The 24,326-nt window shown below is 45.0% G+C and carries 16 protein-coding genes; 4 read left to right on the top strand and 12 right to left on the bottom strand.

The annotated features are described in order from the left end of the window. Positions 1-27: 27 nt before the first annotated feature. From QZ918_RS01185 to QZ918_RS01165, 5 genes are all read right to left on the bottom strand, one after another. Positions 28-1,248: a GIY-YIG nuclease family protein gene (locus QZ918_RS01185; RefSeq protein ID WP_293330060.1), complete on the bottom strand. Its 1,221-nt coding sequence runs from the start codon at positions 1,246-1,248 to the stop codon at positions 28-30. Beyond that, positions 1,241-3,313 carry a DEAD/DEAH box helicase gene (locus tag QZ918_RS01180; protein ID WP_293330058.1) on the bottom strand — a complete coding sequence of 691 codons (2,073 nt, stop codon included), beginning with the start codon at positions 3,311-3,313 and terminating at the stop codon, positions 1,241-1,243. The genes QZ918_RS01185 and QZ918_RS01180 overlap by 8 nt, the downstream gene beginning before the upstream one ends. A gap of 161 nt (positions 3,314-3,474) precedes the next feature. After that, positions 3,475-3,930: a type II toxin-antitoxin system death-on-curing family toxin gene (locus tag QZ918_RS01175; protein WP_293330237.1), complete on the bottom strand. Its 456-nt coding sequence runs from the start codon at positions 3,928-3,930 to the stop codon at positions 3,475-3,477. A gap of 3 nt (positions 3,931-3,933) precedes the next feature. After that, the gene (locus QZ918_RS01170) at positions 3,934-4,947 is read right to left on the bottom strand and encodes a DNA-binding protein (protein ID WP_293330056.1); all 1,014 of its coding nucleotides are present in this window, start codon (positions 4,945-4,947) and stop codon (positions 3,934-3,936) included. Positions 4,948-4,949: 2 nt separating this feature from the next. Further along, on the bottom strand, positions 4,950-7,751 hold the full coding sequence (locus QZ918_RS01165) for a class I SAM-dependent DNA methyltransferase (protein ID WP_293330053.1): 2,802 nt from the start codon (positions 7,749-7,751) through the stop codon (positions 4,950-4,952). 247 nt (positions 7,752-7,998) lie between these two features. Here QZ918_RS01165 and QZ918_RS01160 point away from each other — a divergent pair, with 247 nt between their 5' ends. Together QZ918_RS01160 and QZ918_RS01155 are read left to right on the top strand one after the other, a co-directional pair. Beyond that, positions 7,999-9,108 (top strand): vWA domain-containing protein, encoded by a 1,110-nt coding sequence (locus QZ918_RS01160; protein WP_293330051.1) that lies wholly within the window; start codon positions 7,999-8,001, stop codon positions 9,106-9,108. 966 nt (positions 9,109-10,074) lie between these two features. Then, positions 10,075-13,113 carry an ATP-binding protein gene (locus QZ918_RS01155; RefSeq protein WP_293330049.1) on the top strand — a complete coding sequence of 1,013 codons (3,039 nt, stop codon included), beginning with the start codon at positions 10,075-10,077 and terminating at the stop codon, positions 13,111-13,113. A 240-nt stretch (positions 13,114-13,353) separates the two neighbouring features. Here the strand turns inward: QZ918_RS01155 and QZ918_RS01150 are convergent, their stop codons facing one another. From QZ918_RS01150 to cobU, 3 genes are all read right to left on the bottom strand, one after another. Then, positions 13,354-15,426 (bottom strand): ABC1 kinase family protein, encoded by a 2,073-nt coding sequence (locus QZ918_RS01150; RefSeq protein WP_293330234.1) that lies wholly within the window; start codon positions 15,424-15,426, stop codon positions 13,354-13,356. 280 nt (positions 15,427-15,706) lie between these two features. Further along, positions 15,707-16,129, bottom strand: coding sequence for a hypothetical protein (locus tag QZ918_RS01145; RefSeq protein WP_293330048.1), 423 nt, complete (start codon positions 16,127-16,129; stop codon positions 15,707-15,709). A gap of 279 nt (positions 16,130-16,408) precedes the next feature. After that, positions 16,409-16,957 (bottom strand): bifunctional adenosylcobinamide kinase/adenosylcobinamide-phosphate guanylyltransferase, encoded by a 549-nt coding sequence (cobU, locus tag QZ918_RS01140; RefSeq protein WP_293330045.1) that lies wholly within the window; start codon positions 16,955-16,957, stop codon positions 16,409-16,411. Between the two features lie 496 nt (positions 16,958-17,453). Here cobU and QZ918_RS01135 point away from each other — a divergent pair, with 496 nt between their 5' ends. Next, positions 17,454-18,422: a glycosyltransferase family 2 protein gene (locus QZ918_RS01135; protein WP_293330042.1), complete on the top strand. Its 969-nt coding sequence runs from the start codon at positions 17,454-17,456 to the stop codon at positions 18,420-18,422. A 1-nt stretch (position 18,423) separates the two neighbouring features. Here the strand turns inward: QZ918_RS01135 and QZ918_RS01130 are convergent, their stop codons facing one another. After that, on the bottom strand, positions 18,424-18,636 hold the full coding sequence (locus QZ918_RS01130) for a hypothetical protein (RefSeq protein ID WP_293330252.1): 213 nt from the start codon (positions 18,634-18,636) through the stop codon (positions 18,424-18,426). Between QZ918_RS01130 and QZ918_RS01125 the strand changes: the two genes are divergently transcribed. Then, positions 18,545-19,504: a glycosyltransferase family 2 protein gene (locus QZ918_RS01125; protein ID WP_293330231.1), complete on the top strand. Its 960-nt coding sequence runs from the start codon at positions 18,545-18,547 to the stop codon at positions 19,502-19,504. The genes QZ918_RS01130 and QZ918_RS01125 overlap by 92 nt on opposite strands. A gap of 128 nt (positions 19,505-19,632) precedes the next feature. Here the strand turns inward: QZ918_RS01125 and QZ918_RS01120 are convergent, their stop codons facing one another. Genes QZ918_RS01120 through QZ918_RS01110 form a run of 3 tightly spaced genes read right to left on the bottom strand, consistent with a single transcriptional unit; the run spans position 19,633 to position 24,295 of the window. Further along, positions 19,633-21,126, bottom strand: coding sequence for a hypothetical protein (locus tag QZ918_RS01120; RefSeq protein WP_293330039.1), 1,494 nt, complete (start codon positions 21,124-21,126; stop codon positions 19,633-19,635). Positions 21,127-21,131: 5 nt separating this feature from the next. Then, positions 21,132-21,446, bottom strand: coding sequence for a hypothetical protein (locus QZ918_RS01115; RefSeq protein ID WP_293330036.1), 315 nt, complete (start codon positions 21,444-21,446; stop codon positions 21,132-21,134). A gap of 5 nt (positions 21,447-21,451) precedes the next feature. Then, positions 21,452-24,295 carry a CHAT domain-containing protein gene (locus tag QZ918_RS01110; protein ID WP_293330033.1) on the bottom strand — a complete coding sequence of 948 codons (2,844 nt, stop codon included), beginning with the start codon at positions 24,293-24,295 and terminating at the stop codon, positions 21,452-21,454. Positions 24,296-24,326: the final 31 nt, after the last annotated feature.

Genomic DNA, 24,326 nt, shown 5'->3' with positions numbered 1-24,326 from the left:
GTAGTGAGGACTTTAGTCCTTCTTCTGTCAAGGACTAAAGTCCTCACTACGAACCAAATCGAGCATTGCAATCATTCCTGTTTCCCGATCGTACCGGAATCGATCGATCGTTTCTTCCTGAATTTTTGCGATCGCCTCCCCGATCGCCTCCAGAGGCACAAGGAACCACTCCCTCGGCTGCACTGCCATACCGAAGCGATCCTGCAATTCCACATCCAATCGAACGCTGGCAAAGAACTTGTGCAGGATTGCTTCAAGTTTCTTGCGGTTCATATTTGGTAGCAGATAGGTGGCGACAATTTCTACATCTGCTAGCAGATAGGTGGGGTCTTTCTTTGCATTAGCAATTCGGTTTTTTACGTTTCCTCCCGTGACACCAATCTTGTGAATAATAGACTGATTCTCCACAATAAAAGGATGTTCGGATTTGCTTCTAAGCACGTAAAGATAGCCAGTTGGTAAGTCATCTGCTGCTTCAACATCTGCAAACAGCGGGCCGAAATCTGGGGTGGTGATGCGGCGGCTGGCTTTGTCTTTATTTAAAGCACGTTGAAGCGATCGCACTAACAAATCGCTCTCAGTCCCATTGTCATAAACCACCCGCAGCCGACAGTCTTGCCGCCCGTAATCGCTGACAAACGGTTCACCCATATGCACCACCATCACCTTGTGCCCGTCAAGGATAAACAAATCGTCTTCGTTGACGGCTGCATAGTCCTGATATTTGACGCTTTTCCGTTCCCCAGACTGCAATTGAAGCTGCACTTTCTCGAAAATGGGTTTGAATTCATCAAAGTCCTGGCAGGGAGTCCGTTGGGCGATTTCCTCCGCTGCTTTGATTTCGCTGCGCGATCGCACATGGGTAAGCTGGCTAACGTCATTCTCAGAAGCGGCATCAACGCCCAGAGATGCCAGCAGCGCTTCATCTGTGAGATCGTTTTTGGCGATCGCACCGAGATCAGTCTCAGCATCCAACAGTCGGCGCGAGTCTAGCGGTTCCAAGACGGCGCGACATTCCTCCGATTCTCGCAGCCGATCGAGCCTGACAGCATAAAGTCGCTCGAAAATATCACAATCCTCACCGTGCTGAGGCAGTCTGCCCTGTTCCTCCACAAACCGCTCGATTTCCTCAAAACCCGCGATAATCCGCTCTTCTCTAGCTGAACGCTGGCCGGAGGGTTTGGGGGCGATGTCTATGCCCAATTCCGCCAGCAACTCCAAATCTTCATCGGTGGTATAATTAGGCATTTTTTTCCTCCTTTACCTTGCGTGTGAGGAAAGCAACCCCTTCTGCCATGCGTTTTTCCCACGGATCTGTCGCCGTCAGGGAAGGCAATCTGCCCTTTTCTTGTCTGAAACGACTCGCCCGTTTGGCTAATTCCCGCGCGTCTTCCACGCTAAGGACAATCCGTTTAGCCGCAATGATTTCCGCCACCAGCTTCAGTCTTTCTTCGCTCATCGATTTGGCAAGGATGGCGTAGGCTTCACCGAAAGGATTGATGCGATCGATCAAATCCATTTCCAACTCAGTTACTGATAGCGCAAACTGCCTCACTCCGTCGATGAGGGCAGTGTTTTTCGCCGCCTCACCGCCGGGATTGGTGGTATAGGTGCCACCGCCTTCGTTCATGGTTTTTTTGGCTTGTTGAACAACGGTTAAAGCTGCGATCGCGTGTTGGCGAATGGCTTCTCGATCGCCCTCATCTAGATTTGGACACTTTTCTTTGATGATTTTGCCCATGCGAACCTGGGTTAATTCTTCCGGCACCAATTCCTCATCAAATAGGCCGCGCTCGATCGTAGGCTTATCTTGGACAAAGGCCGCCACTAATTCGGTCAAATCTTCGCGACAAATGCGATCGGCTTCCGGGCTTTTGGGTGTCGCTAGCCCCTTAATTTCCATTTGAATCAAGCCTTTTTCTGGATTGATGCCCACGTTGCACTTATTGGGATTGTAGCCATCTTGTCCGTAGTCGAAGCCCGGTGTGGCTCGATCGTCCGGGCGCTTGGGTTTGAACTCGAAGCGCGGCGCGAGGACTTGCTCCATCAAGAGGCTAGCTGCGATGGCTTTGAGGGTGTCGTTAACTGCCTCGGTGACGGCAGATTCGGCCGCATCCGGTTCGGCAATCAGGTTAGTGAATCGGGCGCGGGTTTTCCCCGGTGCATCGCGGGTGGCGCGGCCGATAATTTGGATGATTTCGGTCAAACTGGAGCGGTAGCCGATCGTCAGGGCGTGTTCGCACCAGATCCAGTCGAAACCTTCCTTCGCCATGCCCAGGGCGATAATGATGTCGATGCGATCGCGATCGTTCTTATATTTCGAGTCTTTTAGAGCGACGGAGACTCGATCGCGCTTAGTCGGATCGTCATCTACGAGATCGGCAATTTTGAGAATCGTACCATCGGCGGTTTTAACCAGTTGAAATCCCGTACTCGGATCGATGCCTTGCCATTCGCCCAATTCCTCGATAATGTGTTCTACTTCGCGAATTTTGTCCTTCGTACTTTCGCGGGAATTCACATTAGGAATGTGCAGGATTGTTTTCTCTTTCGGATTCAACACCCGCACGATTTCATCGGTGTAGCTACCTGCGTAAAAGTAGTAGCCGATGTCGAGTTGCTTCAGGTATTCGTAGCCGTTTAGTTGTTCGTAATAAGTATAGGTAACAGTATCGAATCGGGATTCATCTTCGGGATGTAAAACGGCTTCGGCATCGCCACGAAAGTAGGAACCAGTCATCGCTATGATATGGGTTTTGTCGCGGGCCATGAGTTGGCGCACGCGATCGCCCAATTTGTTATCTGGATTGGCAGAAACATGGTGAAATTCATCTATGGCGATTAGGCGATCGTCCAAAACCTCCACACCAAACTTATCCAAGGCAAAGCGGAATGTAGCGTGAGTGCAGATTAGAATCTTGGCATTGCTGGCTAGAAACTTCTGCACTGCATCCACTTTGCCGCCGTCGTTTCCCGGTGCGTCGCAGAGATTCCACTTCGGCTCAACTTGCCAATCCGCCCAAAATCCAAACTGACTCAAAGGTTCATTATGGAAGCTGGAGCCGATCGCCTTTTCTGGTACTACAATAATGGCTTGTTTCAGTTTCTGATTCTCTAATTTGTCCAGGGCGATGAACATCAATGCGCGACTTTTACCGGAGGCGGGAGGCGATTTGATCAGCAGATATTGTTCGCCGCGCTTCTGGTAAGCTCGTTCCTGCATCGGGCGCATCCCCAGGGCGTTGGGGCGGGTGGAGGTGCCATCTTGGGCGTAGGTGACGGAAACTGAGGGAATCGCGATCGGATTGTTCATGGGTGGGATTTTTTTTCTTTAAGACTTGCTAAAATCGGTTTGCATTAAAGCACTTTTTTGTTGATATGTAGACGTTTCAGACTTCGAGACTAGCCAGCATCGATTTGCGTTAAAGCACTTTCATGCCCAAAAAGGGAGGTAACGAGTCTGTTCCAGCCGATCTATCCATTAGAATCAATATCGCCCATGACAGCAAGCGCCAACTTAAACTTAAGTTCTTCACTGAAATCTTCCTCGAAAATAAGAGACTCAATCAGTTCGCAGAGAAACTCTTTAGAAATTTTTCCCTCTGCTATCCAAACGGCGATATTTTCCATTTCTAGGACAAACTTTTTGACTAAAAAACCATAACCATTGAGCTTGAGAAAATAAGCACCCAATGCAATACTAGAGCGTTTATTGCCATCATTAAAAGCATGAAATTTGTTGACGGCAAAAACTAGGTGAGTTAACTTGTGGTGAATTTCAGGGTAATAGAGATCGTTTTGAATATGTTCTAATGCGCTCTCTAGTAGACTCGGATTATTAGAACCCGGAAATCCCCCTGATTTTTCGATAATCCAATCATGCAGCTCGATCGCATAATGAATGTCAAAGTAAAAAAAATCTGCTGCCATCACTTATCGATCCTTCAATCGCTTAAATACAGCCAAAACAGCCGGATCGGAAAGCTGCTCTTCTAAAGAACGGCTGGTTTCTCCTAAAAATTTCTCAAAGTCGTTCTCTGGAACGCTTTGGATATAGGCTTCTAATTTTTGATGCAGAGCATCCCGAAACCCTAGATCGCGACTGGCCATTTTGATGCGGGCATCTTCAATAATCGGTTTGAGATAGGGGTTTTCCTCTGCCGATTCCAATAGCGAATCGACCTCTTTCTGTTTCAGCTTTCGTCCTACTTTTTCTGACTCGGCTTTCAATTCTGCTGCTAAACCATTCTCTAGACTGGCAATGGCGATGAGAACTTCGGCATACATGGTGTCACGGGGGCAATCGTTTTTACCCAGACTTAATATCTGCTTGTATTCTTCGGCTTTCTCTCGGAAAACAATTTGATACACTTTGTTGGTGTAAATGCCATATTTAAAGTTGCCCATGTCGAGGTAATGATCGAGGGCATCGGTAAAAGTTTTACGATAGCTAAATTCTTGATAGATTGCTGGTAAATAATTGTTATCTCTCTGGTTAATGTATTTGGTATGTCCGCCTGCCCGTTCTGCCATTACGTCAATGACGATATCTAAAATGCGCGATCGCATTGCACGAGCCCGATCGCTCTCTACTAGCACCATCGCTAGGTTTAGGGTTGCCCGGAAGGTGAAAACCCCTAGGACTGTGGTTTTGGTACCGTAATCAGTTACGGTAGCATCCATCAAAGCCTTGAACTCTCGAAGTTTCTGACCTCGTAGCACCCTATAGCCATTAGTTTTCAGCTCATCGTTGTGACTGGATAGATACTTTTCAATTGTACTTTCGCTGATGCCGAAAATCTCAATCAGTTGTTGTTTAGTAAAAAGCAGTTCTTCTTCATAGTAAGTCCCTCCTAATCCCAAGTATTCTTCTATTTTTTCTAAGGCATAGCGATTGTTGAGGATATTTTGCCGATCGCGCAGCGATGAAGTTAAATCTTTTGCCATTATCAATTTTCTCCTTTGGTTTTACGTTTGGCAGACTTTTGGGGGGAAGTTTTTTCGGCGGTCATTTTAGTATACAATTCAAACAGTTTTTCGAGGCGTTCGGTGTCGTTTTTGAAGCGGCGGCCGATGTAGATTCGTTCCAGGATTTCGTCATTGCGATCGTGCGCTTCCCGAACCAAAGGAAATTCGGTATCCATGCGATCGCGATCGTACATATCTGCGATCGTCGCCGGGAAATAGTTCTCCCGTGCTAGCAGGATGTCTTCCGCGCTGCGGGTGAGATCGGCTTTGTTGCGATCGGTGAGGGTGGGGACGGGGAAGGTGTTCCAGCCGAGGGTGTTGGAGTAGCGAAAGTCGGTTTTTAGCTTGCCGCAGACGGTGGCGATCCAGACTAGGTGAATGCGTGAGGCGATGAGTGCCATGTTCCAGAGTGGTGCGTCGTAGAGAGCAAAGCAAAGATTGGTGACTGTAGACTGAGCATCAATTAACCCGACTGGAAGATAAGCTCGACTTTCAGATGAAACGCAGGGCATCGAAATCGTTTGCTTCTTCCCGATATTCATCTCACGCATCTGGTGTGCACGCATAGCCATTTCGTTCGCGCTTTTATCACGACTCGCCAGTCGCATTTGACGAACTCCTTCAATTCGCTTTCGGATCGGTTCGATGGTTAATGCTTCATCTAAATCTGCACCATCAATCCATAGACAATATCGAGATAACCCCCGAATAAATTCTGCCGATCCGTAAATCCGCCGAATAAATCTTTCGCGTTGCTCTTTGCTAAGACCAAGTGTATCTATCTCATTAGTGGAAAGAAGCAGGTTTCCACCGTCATAGGGCATATTGCCTCTCAGCATCTCGTTCGTATTGGATAAAGGATCTTCTTGCTTTGAAATCTGAACATTGGAGCTTAATACCAAATAGGCATTTATATTCGCAGCCTCCCTAGCAACAATCTCACTTCTATCGTCAACGGAAAATAAATATCGAACTTTATCAACGTGATTAGAAATTCCAACAATAATAACCGTCACCCCAGCATTATGACTTGCCAAATTCGCCCATTTGAATGAAGTATGAGCGAAAGCAATCTCGTGGCCCGTTTCAAAAATTATCGGCCAGAGAATCGGCACTTGTTGCCCCTGACAAATCGAATTTGTGGATACAAAAGCTGCGACTGATGTCGTTTTTGTTCCATAATCTGCCGCCTTCATAAACCAGCCCGACACATAATCCAGCGACTTCCACAACTTAGTCCGTCCATCAAAAATGAGTTTCAAATCATCCTTCTGCTCTTTCGATTGCCAAGTCGAACCTAAATAAGGTGGATTCCCACAAATATAAGTTTCCCCGCCCTGATTCTCAAAATCAATCTCCGCCACTTCCCCCATCTCCCCAAACAAATCCAAATCCTCCCGCTGCACCTTCACCCCCGTCCCCGTCGGCGGACAAAGACTCAACCAATCCAACCGCAACGCATTCCCACAGGTAATCCAGTTATCATTCTTCAGCGGCAAAAACTCCGCCAGCGCCAACTTCGGCCCGCGATACATCACATCACATTGATACTCCGCAATAATCAACGCCAACCGCGCAATCTCACAGGAAAAATGGCGCAATTCAATTCCCCGAAAATTCGTCAGCGGAATCTCAGATTTGCGATCCGGCTCCCCCCGCAAACGATTAATTTCCCACTCAATCTCGCGCATCTTCTTATACGCAATCACCAAAAAATTCCCCGATCCACAAGCCGGATCGAACACTCGAATTCGCGCCATTCGTTGCCGCAAATTCAACAACTTGCGCGCATTGTCTCCTGCTGTTTCTAATTGAGCGCGCAAATCGTCGAGGAAAAGCGGATTAAGCACTTTGAGGATATTCGGTACGCTCGTATAGTGCATCCCCAACGCACCCCGTTCCTCATCATTTGCGATCGCCTGAATCATCGAGCCGAAAATATCGGGATTAATCTTTGTCCAGTCCAGATTACCAACATGAAGTAAGTACGATCGCGCAATCTTGCTAAAACGCGGCACCTCCACCCCACCCGAAAACAGCCCTCCATTCACATAGGGAAACACATTCGCCCAACTCCGAATCTTGGCAGCCTCTCGCTCTTTCAGCGGCAGACACATCGCCCGAAACAACTCCGACAGCACCTCATGCGTATTCGAGGAATCACTCATCTGCTGGACAGTTTTCGTAAACAGCCCCTCACTGTGAAAAATATTCGTATCCTCCGCAAAAAAACAGAAAATCAGCCGCGCCATGAAGTGATTTAGCGCTTCCCGATGCTCCGCTTTATCCCAGTCCGGGTTCTCCTTCAACAGTTCCACATAAAGGCGATTCAGACGCGCCGTAGCCTTGATATCAAAGGCATTCTCCCGGATTTGCCTAACCGTCGTAATCCCCGCCAACGGCAGAAAAAAACCAAAATGATCGTGAAAATCGTGGTAATCGCAAGCGACTGTCTCCCCATCAGCCAAATTCTCCGCCTCAAAACTTTTGCCATCGGTAGCAAGGATAAACTTAGCCTTATGTCTAGCAGTCGCCGCACTTTCCCGCAAAGCAGTGAGGGTATTTGTCACCTCACCTTCGGAGCAAACCTTCAAATGAATATTGTTATGCTGAAGTACGCCACCGACATCCGATTTGTTTGAACCACCGCTTTTGCTTTTGAGCTTCTTGATGGTAGTTGACTTGTTACCAAAAGCTTCGAGGAAAGCAAAGGGAAACTCTTCCGAGTCAAAGGGCGATTCAGCAAGCCGGGAAACGGCTTCTTCGATTTCGACTGCATTCATAGTTGTAGTTGTAGGGTGCGTCAGTTGCGACATTACGAATCACCACCAAAAGTATAATTCTGACGCACCTTGAGTTTAAACCGAAAACGATCGTAGCTGACACATCCTACTAATAACTTTTTGTGGAACGGGCATCTTGCCCGTTTCGGAAAAATGTAAAATATTGTTACAAATCACTGGAAACCAGGAACTAAATCTAGATTACCACTGACTATAATTGGTGATCGTAAGGAAATCCCAAAATTCCATGCAGAAACTAACTCGAATTTTATTCACTACAGCCTTAACCCTAAGTATTCTGTGCTCCCCCACAGCCGCTTTCGCCAAAGCAAAAATTCAGATAGCCATCCTTTTAGATTCTAGTAATAGCATGGATGGACTGATCGACCAGACTCGCAATCAACTTTGGCAAATTGTGAATTTTTTATCTAAGGTCAGAAAAGATGGCGAAGTTCCAGATTTAGAAGTTGCTCTCTATCATTATGGCAATGATAGTTTACCATCTTCGGAAGGTTTTGTCAGGTTATTAACTGGATTTACTCCTGAATTAGATTTGGTGTCCGAAAAGTTATTTAGCATCAAAACCAACGGCGGTGAAGAATATGCTGGCTGGGTAATTCGATCGGCAATGCAAGAATTAAACTGGAGTAAAGATCCGGCAGATTTTCGCGTGATTTTTATCGCTGGCAATGAACCATTCGATCAAGGCCCTATAGTTTGGACTCAATCTGTCAATCTCGCTGTTAAAGGAGATACTCTTGTTAATACTATCTACTGTGGTTCAGCGGAAAGTCAGGAACGACAACTTTGGGCATCTGGAGCTATTTTGGCAAAAGGTAGTAACTTCAACATCAATCAAAATCAAGTAATTGTGGTAATTAAGTCGCCTTATGATGAGGAAATTTCTAGTTGGAATACTAAATTAAATGAAACTTATATTCCCTATGGCAGACAAGGAAGAATCGGACAACAACGTCAAGCTACTGAAGATAGTAATGCTGGCGTAAATATCGCAATGCGTGGTGCCTCCAAAGCTTCTGAATACTATAGTAATGATTCTTGGGATTTACTCGACGCTCTTGAAACTGGAAAAGTGAAACTAGAGGAAATATCAGATGAGAGCTTACCGGAAATCATGCGAGGTATGACATTAACTGAAAAAAGAACATATGTAGCTGGCAAGAAAACCGAAAGAGAAAGGATTAAAAAAACGATCCGCGAGTTATCTCAAAAGCGTACCGAATATGTCGAAGGCCAACGCAAAGCCAGTACAGACAAAGGCGAAAATACTGTCGATAGTGTCATAATTCAAAGTCTGCGCCAACAATTAGCTGCTAAGGGATTTAAGCTTCAGTAATTCTTTGAGTTTTATCCGCCCTTGGGTGCAATTGAGGATATTTATTTAGTTTGTCTGCCTTGCCGATAGTTTCTATGTGAGTGTTCAATCTTTAAATACAAAGGTAATATCAATTCCGCTTGTATCGGAATGATTTACCGCTCTTGACATAGAGAATGCAGAGGGACAGAGGAGAAAGATGAATAATTATGATGCTAACGAAATTAATATATAGCGGCTCCATCGAAATAACGGGTACTTTGTTGGGCTTTAGCCCTCTTATTTGAGTGTTATATAAGCTGTATGTCATGCCCGATCTTTTTGAGAAAAACTACAATATCAATCAAGTTAAATTAATAGTAATACCAATTAAAAAAATAAATGCAACAATATTGGTAGGCGCGGCTCCATTTATGCTAGGCAATAAAAAACGAAAAACCTAGCAAGCGACGCAAAGCGTGCGACAATATTTGAATAAACCAACTCAACGAAGAGCGTTGAAGCAAGGATTTTTGAAATTAATATTAATTGAGCCGTATTGGGGTTTATTTCTCACTCTTTGAAAAGAAGAGGTGCATTGCTCGCTCGATTATCGCTCTTTCTTGAGTCTTGTCTGTGGTGGCACACCCTACCACTAAAACCTTTGAAAAGAAGAGGTGCGTCGCTATGAGATAGTCGCTCTTTCTTGAGTATTTTCTATGGCGACACACCCTACAACTACAACTACCTATCAACAATTTATGAATCGCCGCACCCGATCGACAAAAAAGTATAACAACACACACTTTTTTGCCAAGATGGTATAAAATCGAGGAGATCGTTGAAATAATTGACCACAAGCGTAGTAAGTTCTATTTAGACAAAGAAAATAATTTAGCAAAATCTAGCAATGTTTGATATCAGAAAATCGCTGCTATTAGTTTCTGTAAGTCAATAAAAAAGCGATCGCTCTTACAAAGTCTTGGAATTCTATAATCAGTAAAGACAATGACAAATATTTCAGGTTTAGGCGACTACTCAAGACATAAAAATCAGTCAAAAGAACAATTGCGATTGACGGTCGTTTTGCTTTGTTTGCTGGTCTTAGGGTATTTGGGTAACTATTTCAGTATTCCAATTATTCTCTACACAGATTGGCTCTTTGGCAGTGTTTTTGTGATGTTGGTTATGAGATTGTATGGATTAGGCTGGGGAACGCTCGCTGCCGTAATCGCCAATTTCCGTACAATTTTAATTTGGTATCATCCCTACGCTTTTATTCTTTGGACAGTGGAGGCAATCTTTGTCGGATTGGGACTGCGCCGAAGTAAAAATTTATTATTACTTGATGTTATTTTCTGGGCAACGATTGGATTTCCATTGCTTTGGTTTCTTTATGTAGTTTGTGGCAAAGTTTCTCCTCAAGCCGTTCTCTTAATTTCGTTCAGAAATCCAGTCAATCAAATCTGTAATGCTTTGATTGCCAGTCTAATTCTGACTCACACTCCAATTGCTAAATGGCTCCGCGTCAATACTCTCAAAACTCATGCTTTTGAACAAACTCTTCTCAATTTGCTGGTAGCTTTTGTCTTGCTACCAGCATTGGTATTAACTATTTGGAACTGTCACGATGCTACTAATGTTCAACAAAAAAATCTTCTAGGCCAGCTAGAAAACAGCAGACAAGTTGTGAGTACGGATTTACAGGAGTGGCACCGGCAAAGTCTGGAGAAGCTACAAAAACTGGCATCTAATGTTCAGGATAGCAATCTGTTGGATGCTTCACAGATGCAGGAAAAAATTCAAATAGCTCGATCGACTCTTCCAGGGTTCAGCAATCTCTACATTACAGACACCAACGGGCAAATTCTGAATTCCACTACTGTCCAAAATACCGATCGCAATTCAGTCACAAAGCTCGATAGTTTGCCATTGCAGGCTTTACTGACAGCCAAACAACCCGTGCTCTCCGATCTCGTTACGCTGTCAAACTCGCCGACGATCGCGCAAACAGTACCCATTTTCCGGGATAACAACCTGGTAGGTCAAGTTTTTGCAGAAGTTGACACCAACAAATTAAAACAACTGTTGCTCTCCAGTCAAGCCGGATCGACTCGAATGGTGAGTTTGCTCGATCGCGAAAATCGCGTTATTGTCACCACTCGCAAGGATCTCAAGGAAGCGCAACCCTTTGATAAAGATGGGAATGGTGAAATTAATCCGTTGAATCAAAACACCAATATTTGGATACCGAACCTCCCCAACACGCCTAAGGTTATGCGCTGGAGAAAGTCATTTTACGTGCATAAAACTGCTGTTGGCGGTGATTTTTCTGGGATAATTGCGATCGAACAACCCAGCGCCTCCCATTTAGCAGTGTTCGATAGAATTTATACCAAAAGCTTCGCGATTCTCATGGCGATCGCAATTCTCGCCCCGCTTCTGGCAAAATCTATTAGTAGCAGTCTAGTCAAACCCTTGCTGGAACTTGCCAACATTACCAACAATTTACCCGATAAACTTACAGAACAACAATCGCTGCAAATTCCCAACAGTTCCATCAGCGAAATAAACACCCTGTCCAATAACTTCCAACTGATGGCTTTAGCCCTGCAAGATAAGTTTCAGGAAATTCAACAAGCCAACCTAGATATTCAGCGAGCGAAAGAAACAGCCGAATTTGCCAATCAAGCCAAAAGCGAATTCTTAGCCAACATGAGTCACGAATTGCGGACACCCCTCAACGGAATTCTCGGCTACACCCAAATCCTGCAACGCAGCGAACCCCTCACCCCGAAAGCAAGCAACGGCGTCAACATCATCTACCAGTGTGGCTCTCACCTGCTCACCCTGATTAACGATATATTGGATCTTTCCAAAATCGAAGCCCGAAAACTCGAACTGAATCCCGCACCTTTGCACCTACCTTCCTTCCTGCAAAGTGTCGTCGAAATCCACCGCATCCGTGCCGAAGAAAAAGGGATTTACTTTGAGTTTAAAGCGGAAAAAGGCTTGCCTGTGGGAGTTTTTGCAGATCAAAAACGCCTCCGTCAAGTTTTGATTAACCTACTGGGAAATGCGATTAAATTTACCGATCGCGGCGGTGTCACCTTCAAAGTTGAATCTGTTGGAAAAAAGATTCGCTTTCACATTCAAGATACCGGAGTTGGCATGACCCCGCAAGAAATCGAGAAGATTTTCCTGCCCTTTGAACAAGTTGGTGATACCCAAAAGCAAGCTGAAGGCACAGGTTTAGGACTCGCAATTAGCCACAAAATTGTTTCGATCATGGGCGGTGAAATTAGCGTCGCCAGTATCTCCGGTGAAGGCAGCACCTTCTCCTTTGAAGTAGAACTCCCCGTCGCCGACAATTCGGCATCCGTTGCGAAAGTATCTCACCAACGGGCGATCGCTGGATATCAAGGCAAAAAACACAAAATTCTCGTTATTGATGACTCTTGGGAAAATCGCTCGGTTTTACTCAATCTTTTAGAACCGATCGGTTTTGAAATCGTTGAAGCCAGCAACGGACTCGAAGGAATTGAACAAACTCTCAACACTTCACCAGATTTAATTATTACCGATTTAAGTATGCCTGTGATGGATGGGTATGAGTTCTTGCGGAAGCTACAGACTTATCCCCAACTCAAAGAAACGATTGTTATCGTCTCCTCTGCCAGCGTATTTGAAAGCGATCGCCACAAGAGTCTGGAAGCTGGAGGAACTGACTTTTTGCCTAAACCCATAGAAGCTGATACCTTACTCGAACTAATGCAAAAACATCTGCAACTGGATTGGATTTACGACACCAATAACAATCAAAACCAGAATGCTGATGTTGCAACAGAGTCAATTCAGCCACCTGCAACCGAAATTTTAAACGAACTATTTGAGCTAGCACAAAATGGAGAACTTGACGGCATTATCGAAATTGCAGAACAACTTCAAGATGATAACCGGGCTGCCTTTGCCAGAGAATTGATTCGTCTTGCCGAAGCTTGCGAGCTCCGACAACTGCAAGCATTTATCCAACAATATTTCAGTTAAAATCTAAATACAAAAAAGGTACGTTGTTGGGCTTGAGCCCTCTTTCCTAATATTATAAAGAGCGCCATACACAAAAAAGGTACGTTGTTGGGCTTTAGCCCTCTTTCCTGATATCATAAAGAGCGCGATACACAAAAAGGTACGTTGTTGGGCTTTAGCCCTCTTTCTGAGATCCGGAAAGAGCGCTAAAGCGCAACTACGTACCTTTTTTTATCTGATTTTTTCGATCTCCCGATCTAACTACTTCGCCGCCGGCAAAGACAACTGAGGCGAAGTATGAGAATAGCTGCCATTTTCAGGAATAGCTGCGGGTTTCTCGGAAAGTAAAAACTCGCGGATCAACCTAGCAACTGCTCTTTGAGCTAAGCCGCCGACGACTTGCTGGCCCATATTCTGCACTTCTGGTTTCACCAACAACTGTGGCAGTAGTTGCAATACTTTCATGCCATCAAAACCCGGAGTTGATTGCAAAATATCCCAAATCCGCTTGATGTGCTCTAAGTTTTTTTGTTCGGTTTGTGAAACTACAGGTAAACTTGCTTTGACTCCAAACCATTCGCCGACAACTGCTTTGGCGTTAGCAACAGCATTGCTCGAAAGTGTGTCGAGACTTTTCACCAATTCAGCAACAATGCGATCGCGAATATAATCTCCTCTTTGCGAAAATAAATACTCTAACGCTTGGTTGAGGATTTTGCTGACATCGTAATCGTCGCTTTCGCGGGCATTGTTCAGCAAGTTTTCTAAGCGATTCCAGCGGAATTCGCCTTGTTTGAACAATAAATCTTGTAGGGATGCTCTCAATTCCGGTGCAGGGTCGCTCAACAGCCGTTTTGCTACGTAAGGATAAGCTTTGCTCAGCACTTTGAATTCTGGATCGACATTAATCGCAATCCCTTCTAGCGTAACGAGCGATCGAATAATCAGCGCGTAGTAAGCTGGAACTCGGAAAGGATACTCGTACATCACCGCCGAAAGTTCGTCAGTAATGCTTTTGAAATTGAGTTCCGCAACGCTAGCACCCAAAGCATTGTTAAATACCCCAGCCAAAGCCGGAATAATTGGCGTCAAATCGGTGTCTGGCGTTAAAAATTCCAACTTTACGTAATCTCTGGCCAAACCTTCAAAGTCGCGGTTTACCAAATGCACCACAGCTTCCAACAAGCCGTACCGCTGATAAGGTTTGACTTCGCTCATCATCCCGAAATCGAGATAAGCCAACTGACCGTCAGGAGTTGCCAAAAGATTGCCGGGATGCGGGTCAGCGTGAAAGAAACCGTGTTCTAGAAGCTGTCTGAGAGAACACTGCACCCCCACTTCAATTAAGTAAGGAGCGTCGATTCCTTGAGCCTTGACGGCTTCTAAATTAGTGAGTTTGATGCCGGTAATCCACTCCATGGTCAAGACGCGGCGGCGGGTATATTCCCAGTAGATTTTGGGAACGTAAATATCCTTCAGATTCCCGTAGAGTTCGGCAAAGCGTTCGGCATTTTGTCCTTCGTGGGTGTAGTCCATTTCTTCGTAAATGCGCTCGCCCAACTCGTCCATAATTCCGGCGAGGTCACTGCGAATTATTTTGAAGTTGTTTTGCGCCCAAACTGCGACGCGCCGCAGGATGTAAATATCTAAGCCGATGTTTTCGGCTAAACCGGGTCGCTGCACTTTGATGGCGACGGTTTCGCCGGTTTTGAGTTTGCCTTTATAGACTTGTCCGAGGGATGCTGCTGCGATCGGATCTGCGGTAATTTCGGCGTAAATATCCTTGGGGTGTGCGCCCAATTCTTCTTGTATAAATTGATATGCTACTTCGTTGGGAAACGCTGGCAATTGGTCTTGCAGCGTGGTTAATTCTTCTAAATATGCTGGCGGTACTAAGTCAGGGCGAGTTGAGAGTGCTTGTCCGATTTTGATGAAAGCTGGGCCGAGTTGGCCCAGAATTTCTCGCAGGCGGGCGGCGCGGCGCTTTTCGTTGGCTGCGGTGCGGCCTCTCTTTTTGTCCCACCACAAACTGAAGGCAAAGCTAAAAAATGTCCAAACCACGCTTGACAGCCGTCTCCAGACTTGCAGGGGGCGATTGCGATACTCGGCTGCGATCGCAACTGGATCGTAGCGCACAGCTTCTCCTGCCAACTCATAAGCGATATCTTTGGCTGATTTGAGCGGTTCGGGAGTCGCTGCGGGACTTTCTATTTCTACTTGTACTGCTTGCAGGGGAAGTGTTTCTACCTCTTTGAGATTATTGCCGAGTGCAGCGTGAGTCCCTGAATTTGAGTAAGTTACTGGGGAGGCTGGCGATACCGTCTTGACATCCATAAACTCAGACCTAGTGTGAAGCATTGTAAAGACATTGTAACAATTTGTGGCCTTCTTGCCACTACTGTGAGATAGAGTTGGCAGTTGACAGTTGACAGTTGACAGTTGACAGTTGTCATTTTGGCAGTTGACAGTTGGCAAAGGACTAAAGAAATCGGGTTTTGTAGTGGAGTATCCAAGGTTGTAACGCTTGTTTGGGCGAAAAACCCCATTTCTCCCCCTCTCACATTCTCCCCCTCTCCCATTCTCCCATTCTCCCCCTCTCACCCTCTCTCCCTCTTCACTCCCCACCGGTTCTGAGGAGTCGATCGCAAATGCTGGAAAGTTGCAATTTGGTGCTGACGGGCGATCGGGGTTGGGGCATTTCGGCATCGGGCCAGTTGGCTAAGTCGAAACAAGGACAGCACTCTGGCGGCATTCCGGTTTGTTGGAACACCACGGGCATGGCACAGCGCGCGCAGGGACTGATTTCCCATGCTGGTGTCAGCAGTTCGGCAATTGTTTCGTTGGTGCCTTGCAGGTAGGAGTCTCCGCTGTCGGAGGAGATGATTTTTTGCCAGCATTCTTCAAATTCGCTGCTGTAGCGATCGCCCGCAATTACCGATTTGGGCAGCAGCGCTTCGGAACCGTTGCGAATAAATACTTTTTTGCCTAACTGAAACCAGTAAGCAATATATTTTCTGACTTCACTTTCTGATGCCATAGCTTTTACTCAATCCTGCAATTCATTGGTAATTTTAGACTTTAAACTTTAAATTCGAGTTCTATCTCAAGAGACATTTGATATTTGACATTCTTTCAAAAACTGACTATTTTCGCTGTCAAATTGTTGTGCTGGTTGCTGGGCGCGAGTATTTTTTTGGAGTGATTGATGTGATTTTTGAGTTTTCGAGCTTAATTGTAATTATAGCTGATTTTTAGTTAAAATTGTCTGCGGGCAAACGGAGCTTTTTGCTCCCCAAGTCGATCGGGCTTCCGTCTGTTAATTCTTGGCGGGCGGTAGCGGCGTACCCAAAGCGGACAGGTTCAAGGCGTAACCTCCGGTGGCGAGATAAACAGTATCGGCGATCGCCCCGATGTGACGGACGAGAGTGCCGAGGCGATCGCGAAACAGCCGCCCCGCCGGATAAGCAGGCACAACACCCCATCCGGTTTCCTCTCCTACAAAAATTGCATCGGCCGCAGTTGACTTCAAACTCGCTAGCAAATCTTGCTGTGCAGCAGTCCAAAGTGTGGCTTCTTGTTCTAAAAGATTCGCCGTCCAAGTTCCGAGGGAATCAATTAACAAGCAATCCGAGGGTTTACCAGTGCGGATAACTGTCGGTAAGTCGATCGGTACTTCGAGAGTTTTCCAATGAACCGGACGGCGATTTCGGTGCTGTTCGAGGCGGCGCAGCCACTCCAAATCTGTTTCATCAACCATGCCAGTAGCCACATAGATTACTTGTTTTCCCGAAGCCGTGGCCAGAGTTTCGGCCCATTCACTTTTACCACTTCGAGCAGGCCCAGTTACTAAGATTATTTTAGTCATTGGTTATTGGTTATTGGTTATTGGTTATTGGTTAACTGTCAACCAAGAGGGCGGGCACGGGGGCACCGCCCCTACATCAACTGTCAACTGTTACAGGAGCATCCCAATTTGGTAAAAAGGGTTTTTTAGGCAGTGCGAGCGTCTCGCTCGCGGCAGGGTTCGTTCGCGAGCGAGACGCTCGCACTGCTGCGATCCAAATATATTATTCTGATGCAACTTTCCGCGATCTGAAAGCAAAAATGGGATGCTCCTCCTGTCGATCGATGCAAAACCAGCCCTCCCATAAGCGTGTTTATTTGTAACTACATCTTTACGAAAGATTAAACACAATTGCCAATTATTAATGACAAATTGCCAATTACTAATTACCAATTACAAATTATCAATTATGATTTAAAATGCCAACTACCAAATGCTTTTTAAGCGATAATAGCATTGATGAGACAAGATCGGAGTCAGTCGATCGCGAATCCCAATATTTCCCAAACTGTTATTTATGAAAAATCCTCAGATATCAGCGATAATTTGCACTCACAATCGCGCCAGCTATTTAGCTGGGGCGATCGACAGCTTGCTGGTACAGGATTTTCCCGATAACTTTGAAATAGTAGTAGTGGATAACGGTTCTAACGATTATGCCAGCCCCACAAGTTCTACTTCGCGCACTCGCGAGGTGGTGGAAGCAAGACTCTCCGACGGCCGCCTCAAGTATGTCTGGGAACCCAAAATCGGTCTGTCAGTAGCGCGAAACACCGGCGCTAAGGAAGCTAACAGCGAAATATTAGCTTATCTCGACGACGATGCTATTGCTGAGCCGAATTGGCTTAGAGTGCTGCACGCCGCCTATCAAAGCAATCAAAAACTAGCGGTAGCCGGCGGTAAAGTTAACTTGCTGTGGCCTTGTGGAGTCTCCCCGCCCGAGTGGCTATCGCCCGGATTGGCCCAAAACTTGGGAGTTTACGATTTAGGGGATACTTGCCAGTACGTAACTGCTGCCGGTTTAACTCCCAGGGGTGTAAACTACTCGATCCGGCGTGCTTTTCTCGAACAAATTGGTGGCTTCGATGTCAAACTCGGTAGAATCGGCAAAAAGTTGTTGTCAAATGAAGAATTGCGCGCGACAGAATTAGCATTAGAGTTAGGCTGGCAAGTGGTTTATCTGCCCGAGGCCCTGGTTCTGCACAATGTGGCTGTAGAAAGGCTCAAGCAAGCTTGGTTTCTCGATCGGGGTTGGTGGCAAGGCATCAGCGAGTGTTATCGGGAACAATTGTCCGATCGAGCAGGTATTGCTCAGCTTGGGCGGGGGGGGGAAAGAATACTGAGGGGTGTCTACAAGTCTTTTAAATACATTAGAGATCCGGGACTGCGCTTTGAAAATTTTGTTTTTGCTTGGGGTCAAATCGGTTATTTGAGTGCAGCCCTTCGGGGCCTGATTTTTCTACCGAAATCGACCAGCAGGCATTAGGCTATAGGCAATATCCCTCGCTGTTAAAGTCGTCGGCGCTACCATGCCGATCGCACTTCATCCACAATAACTCGACCGCATTCAGGTTCAAGCACTCGATTATGACATCTAGTTCATCCAAGATTCCGGTTTCAGTTCTCATTCCGGCAAAAGACGAAGAACTCAATCTACCTGCGTGTCTGGCCAGCATTGCCAGGGCGGATGAAGTTTTCATGGTTGATTCCCAAAGTAGCGATCGCACGGTAGAAATTGCCATCAGCAGCGGTGCCAAAGTCGTGCAATTCTATTTTGACAACCGCTGGCCGAAAAAGAAAAATTGGTCTTTGGACAACCTGCCCTTTCGCAACGAATGGGTTTTAATTGTCGATTGCGACGAACGCATCCCCCCGGAACTTTGGGACGAAATAGCCCAAGTCATCCAAGACCCAAATTTTGACGGCTACTACCTCAACCGCAAAGTATTCTTTTTAGGTAAATGGCTGCGTTACGGCGGCCGATATCCCGACTGGAATTTGCGTTTGTTCAAGCATCAAAAAGGTCGCTACGAAAATCTCGGCACCGAATCCGTCCCCAATACCGGCGACAACGAAGTGCACGAACACGTCATTTTAGCAGGTCAAGTCGGCTACTTAAAACACGACATGATCCACGAAGATTACCGCGATTTATTTCACTGGATAGAACGGCACAACCGCTATTCAAATTGGGAAGCCCGCGTTTATTACAATATTATTGAAGGCCGCGACGACAGCGGCACTATTGGCGCCCACCTATTTGGAGATGCAGTACAGCAGAAGCGATTTCTCAAAAAAGTTTGGGTGAGGCTGCCTTTTAAGCCAATGCTGCGATTTATTTTATTTTACTTCATTCAGCGCGGTTTTTTAGATGGAAAAGCTGGCTATATTTATGCAAGGTTATTAAGTCAGTACGAGTATCAAATTAATGCAAAACTTTACGAGTTGCGCTGTTGCGGCGGTCAGTTAAATGTGGCAGAACCCGAGACTGCATTGTCGCCTCCAGTTATAAGTGATTCGGCGGTTGAAACCGCTACTACAAAAACGAAGTCTGCCTCCGCAGACTAAGAAATAAATGGATATTTAAGCCGAATTTTTGTATTAGTCCGCGGAGGCGGACATTGTTTGTATAGCCGCGGTTTCCAACCGCCGGGTTTCTTCGTTTGTAGAGCTGCGGTTTCTAACCGCCGCGTTTTTTAGTCCGCTTCCGGCAACCTACGATTAACTGCTGCACTTTGGGAACCAGATACAGTTTTTGGCTGAGATGATGATTTTATCACTTTACGGGCGATCGCCCAAGCAACCCATCCGAAGGCTCCACCGAACAAGCAACTAACTAAAATAGCACCAAAGAAGGGATGCGGCCATAGCAACAGGTGTTCGCGAGATGGTAAAGCCCAACTTTTGTCTACTTTGTCTACAGCCAGGGTGAAGCTGCTGGCGATCGTACCGGCAACGCCTACTCCTACGCCGATACCAGTACCTACTGATTGAATTGTATTTTGTAATTCGCGATCGCGTTCTGCTTGCTCAATCTCCACCCGTCCTCGGATAGCATTTAAAGCTTTTTCTAGTAAATCCGATCCATTTGCAAAATAGTCCAAGTCTGCTTGAATTTGCTCTTGAAAAATATGAGCTTTTTCATCTGCAAAATTTTCCAAAAAACTTAAATCTTCTTGTGGGTATTTTTTTTGTATCAGCTTGAGCTCTCTTTCATAATTTTGAAGATTGATTTTAAGGGGGAGGCGGTAGTTATTCAAGTCTCTGATTAACTCAACATAACTAAGATTAAGGCTGGGAATGCGGTTAAGGGTCTTTTTTAAGTCTTCTAAATTACTCGCATCTAAAGTCTTATTATCTGGCAAACTTTCAACAATAGCTATTTCGGCTTTTACTGCTTTATAGCTATGCGAAAGGACTTTATAGACAGAGCGACTTAATTTATATGCCTGGGTAATTTTATGGCGATAGCAAAAAATATCAACTAAATTCGGGTATTCTTCTTGTAATTTTGTGTCGGTTTCAGGAGTGACGAATATCCAAACTAAAACGTGACAATAATTTTCTAACTCATCGGCAATACCATACTCAAAAATGGGACTACCAAATAATTCACCCGATCGGTAAAATGGAGGAGTCTCTAAGTTTTCAGGAATAAAAGCTCGCAAGCATTTATCCGCCAAAGATTTCAGCTTTTTTTGGTCTTCTCTTGAGTTCCAAAATTGCCAAGTTTTCTCTGGAGTGTACCAAAGAGTTAACAATAATGTTTGACCAAGCGAAGCATTAACTTGGCTTGGCATCCAGCAGTCGCTAGGATGCAATCGTTCAAAACAGTCGATATCTACGTCGGAAGTTTTAATTCCCTGTTCGTTTTTTTCGGGACGGCGGACATTTAATGCTAAGGCAAAAGTGTCGTGAATTCGGACGGGATACGCAATGCCCGTGATGGGGGAATCCGACCACTTTTCAAAGAAAATGGAGGCATCATCTTCGGTTTGTTGAGCAGAAAGTTCAACTCGATATCCGGGTTTGTCTTGGATATCGAGTGTTTGATTAATCCCGAATTCTTTTAAGATATTTTCGCTTTTCTTAAATAGTTCTTGGAGATTATTTTTTTGAGGTTCCGATTCTTTTCGCAACTGATAGGCAAACAAATGAATGTTCGGTGCATAGATTTTAGGAGGAGACATAAAAGTTATTTACCTTTTTCGAGTTTTTCGAGTTTTTGTTTTACTGCTTCGCTTAATTCTTCAAAAACGTTAGTGACCCCGGTTTTGGGTTGTTGAGGTTTAACTTTAGTAACTTCTTTGTTATTTAGTGCAAACTTCCTTAGCTGTTCTCTGATATTTTTTTTGTTGCGTAACCATTCATTCAGAGTTTGCTCTATATTTTGTGAAGGTTCGCTACTGAGGGATTCTAAGGCTTGATCCAATTCTCTTAAACAGTCTATTTCAATGGGTTCGCTTTTCACAAAGTTTGGGAAAGCTAATAAGAGAGGGTTTGTAGTCATAATTTTTAGTTTCCTATAGCGCAAAACGCAGCCCAAAAAACTGGGCTTTCAAATGGTGTTTCGTCAGCATCGTAAGTTTCAAGAAAACCTTTGATATGTTGGGTTGACTCTGAATCTAATTTTAATTCGCCAATCCATTCTAGCAATTTAGATTGGGTAGCATCTCGCAGCCAAATTTGAGCAGTATTCAGGGCTACAGCCATATCAGCGGTTGCCAGATTTTCGTAGCATTTAATCATTAGATAGGCGGTGGCGAAGTCATCAACTGACCACAAACTGGAGAGTACCCCCTGACTACCAGCATACAAAAAGCCTGTAGCCAAGCCAATACAGTCATCACTCTGCTTGCTTGTGTCTGTCAACCCGGTTTCGCAAGCGGAGAGGGTGACGAGGCGACATTTAGGTAAGTTCAGTGTAGCAAAGATGTCTTGCAGAGTTAGGCATTTGGCGGGGTTGGCTTGTCCCCCGGAACGCAATCGGAGGGATTTTTGCCCGGTGGGGTTGGGTGAGTCTGTTGATTCCATCGCTCCTGCTAGGATTAGGGATGAAATTAGGGGTGTCTGGAAATCAAAGGAACCATGACAGGAAAAGTGGACGTAGTGCGCTTGGGCGAGGGTTTCGAGGTTGTCGATGAGGGCGGTTTTGGTGGCTTGTTGTTTGCTTAAAATGTCGGCGGGTTTAAAGGCCTGTTTGATGACTTCTACTTCTATATCAGTATAGGCAAGGTCTTCGGTAGGGTTTTGGATGGCGAAAAGGGTGCGGGTATCGGCGGCTGGACGTTTTCGTTGTTGTACCTGTTGCAGGAGTTGACAACTGGGGGCGTATCGCACGCCTTTTTTGAAGCAATCTAGCAGACAAGGGTTGGCGGGGGGTTGGAGATGCAAAGTTTCTTGGTTAAATCGCAACCAAGTTTGTTGGCTGACGGATAAGGAATGAAGGGGAAATAGATGCAAATAGCGGTGGGGAACTAAAATCAGGGAGTCACAATTGTCTAGGGCGGGATGATTGAGAATTTCATTGAGGCGCAATATCTGGGAAAGACTACTCAGCCACTTGGAAAGATTATCTTGCCAGGTTTCGGTGTCGTTAAATAAGGCTCCGAGATACTGCTGATTCCACGCTTCCAGCTTTTCTAATTTGGCTTTGTCAAACTGCACAACTTCCAAATTTGACTGGGTGACGATGAATATTTGGAAACTGTCTGTGCCAATATGCCACTCTAAAATAGCGGTGTGGGAGTCAATCAAATCGCGGATTTCGGCAACGGTAATAGGTTTGACTTCTTGAGTAAGGGTGAAGGCGGGATCTAGTTTCTGACACTTGGCGAAGACTTCATCGAGTTGGCGCTGATATTCTTGCAGGAGTTGGCGTTGTCGATCGATATACTCATGGGTGAGGCTGGATGTTTCGCTGCCACGAAATCCCTGGAAACTGTCGCGATTAAAAGTGCTTTTATTATCTGTTTGGGCTAGTAATTGGCGTATTGATGAAATGGTTCTTCTTAGCCTGCGTAAATCCTGTTTTAGTGAATCACTAGCACCTTTGGGTTCAAGTTCAGAATTTGCTAGTAGTTCGACTAAGTTGCGAGATTTGCTGCGTTCGACGGTTTCGAGGGCTTTTTCAATTTGTCCGTCATTGATGCAGGCTTGCACCATTTTGATGTAGACATCTATGGCATCCGATTGGATTTCTTGACGGGCTGCTTCGTTGGTTGCCCATTCGCGACGTTTTTCTACTGCTTCTATGGCTTTTTCATAACCTTGTATAGCTACTGTCCAGTTTTGAGTAATAAAAGCAGTGTCACCTAACAATAGAGCAGAGCCAAAACATTCTCTGGGTAACAATGCAGGAGTGAAAATTTCTAGAGACAATTGCAAACATTCAGTAGCAGATTTAATTTCACCCTTTTCTTTGTAAATAAATCCTAAAGTACGTTGAGTAAATGCCCATTCATAAGGATTTTTTTCACGAAGGAAAACTTGTAAAGCCTCTTGGCTATGAGTGAGTGCTATTTCTAAGTAATCTAGTCTTTCACCATTACTTATGAAGAGATAAATGGCTGCTAGGTTATGTTGGATATTTGCCCAATCTAGGGGAAACTCTTCACGGGTAACAACTTGTAAGGCAGATTGGCAATATTTAATTGCTATTTCCCCATTATACGCCTTATTTTTCGATTTTTTTATGGAGTTCTCTACTAAGTTATTTTGAATCATTGCCCATTGTCGGGGAAATGCCTCACGGCTATAAACTTCTAAGGCATCTTGATAATTGGCAAACGCCAACTCTTGATTATATGCTTTTTTCCCTCTAATCCTTTGAGCGTAAGCCATTGCCAGATTATTTTTAGTTCTTGCCCAATCTTCAGGAAACTCTTCAGGGGTGAAAACTTCTAAGGCATTGTGATAAAATGCTAATCCTTGTTTGATATTTTCTGTTTCATCGCCGAAAATTCTATCCCTATAAGCATTGCCCAAATTATGCTGATTTCTTGCCCAGTTTAAAGGAAATACCTCACGGCTATAAATTTTTTGCGTCATCTCAAGACCTGTAATAGAAATTTCTATGTTCTGGGCTCTGTTGCCTAAAGGGAACTCTTTGATTAAGCTACTAAAATTGCTAACAATATCAGTAATTATTAAAGCTTCTGGATAATCTTCTGTGTCTATAATTGCTGTTGTCCAGTCTCGCCATAAGATCCTAAACTCCTCATTTAGTTTGTCTTGATTTGCTGCTAATATTGGGTAAAATCCTTGGGGAGTATCATTGCCTTCTAAAATTGCTTGTAAGATTTCCAACCAAAAATCTAAATAGGTTTGTGAAGTTTTATTTGCTGCATCATTGTTCATAGCTATTTCCATTGCGTATAACCTTCAAAGT

This window comes from Microcoleus sp. CAWBG58 (assembly GCF_020883045.1).
Taxonomy (GTDB): domain Bacteria; phylum Cyanobacteriota; class Cyanobacteriia; order Cyanobacteriales; family Microcoleaceae; genus Microcoleus.
This window is presented reverse-complemented; position numbering and strand designations above follow the sequence as displayed.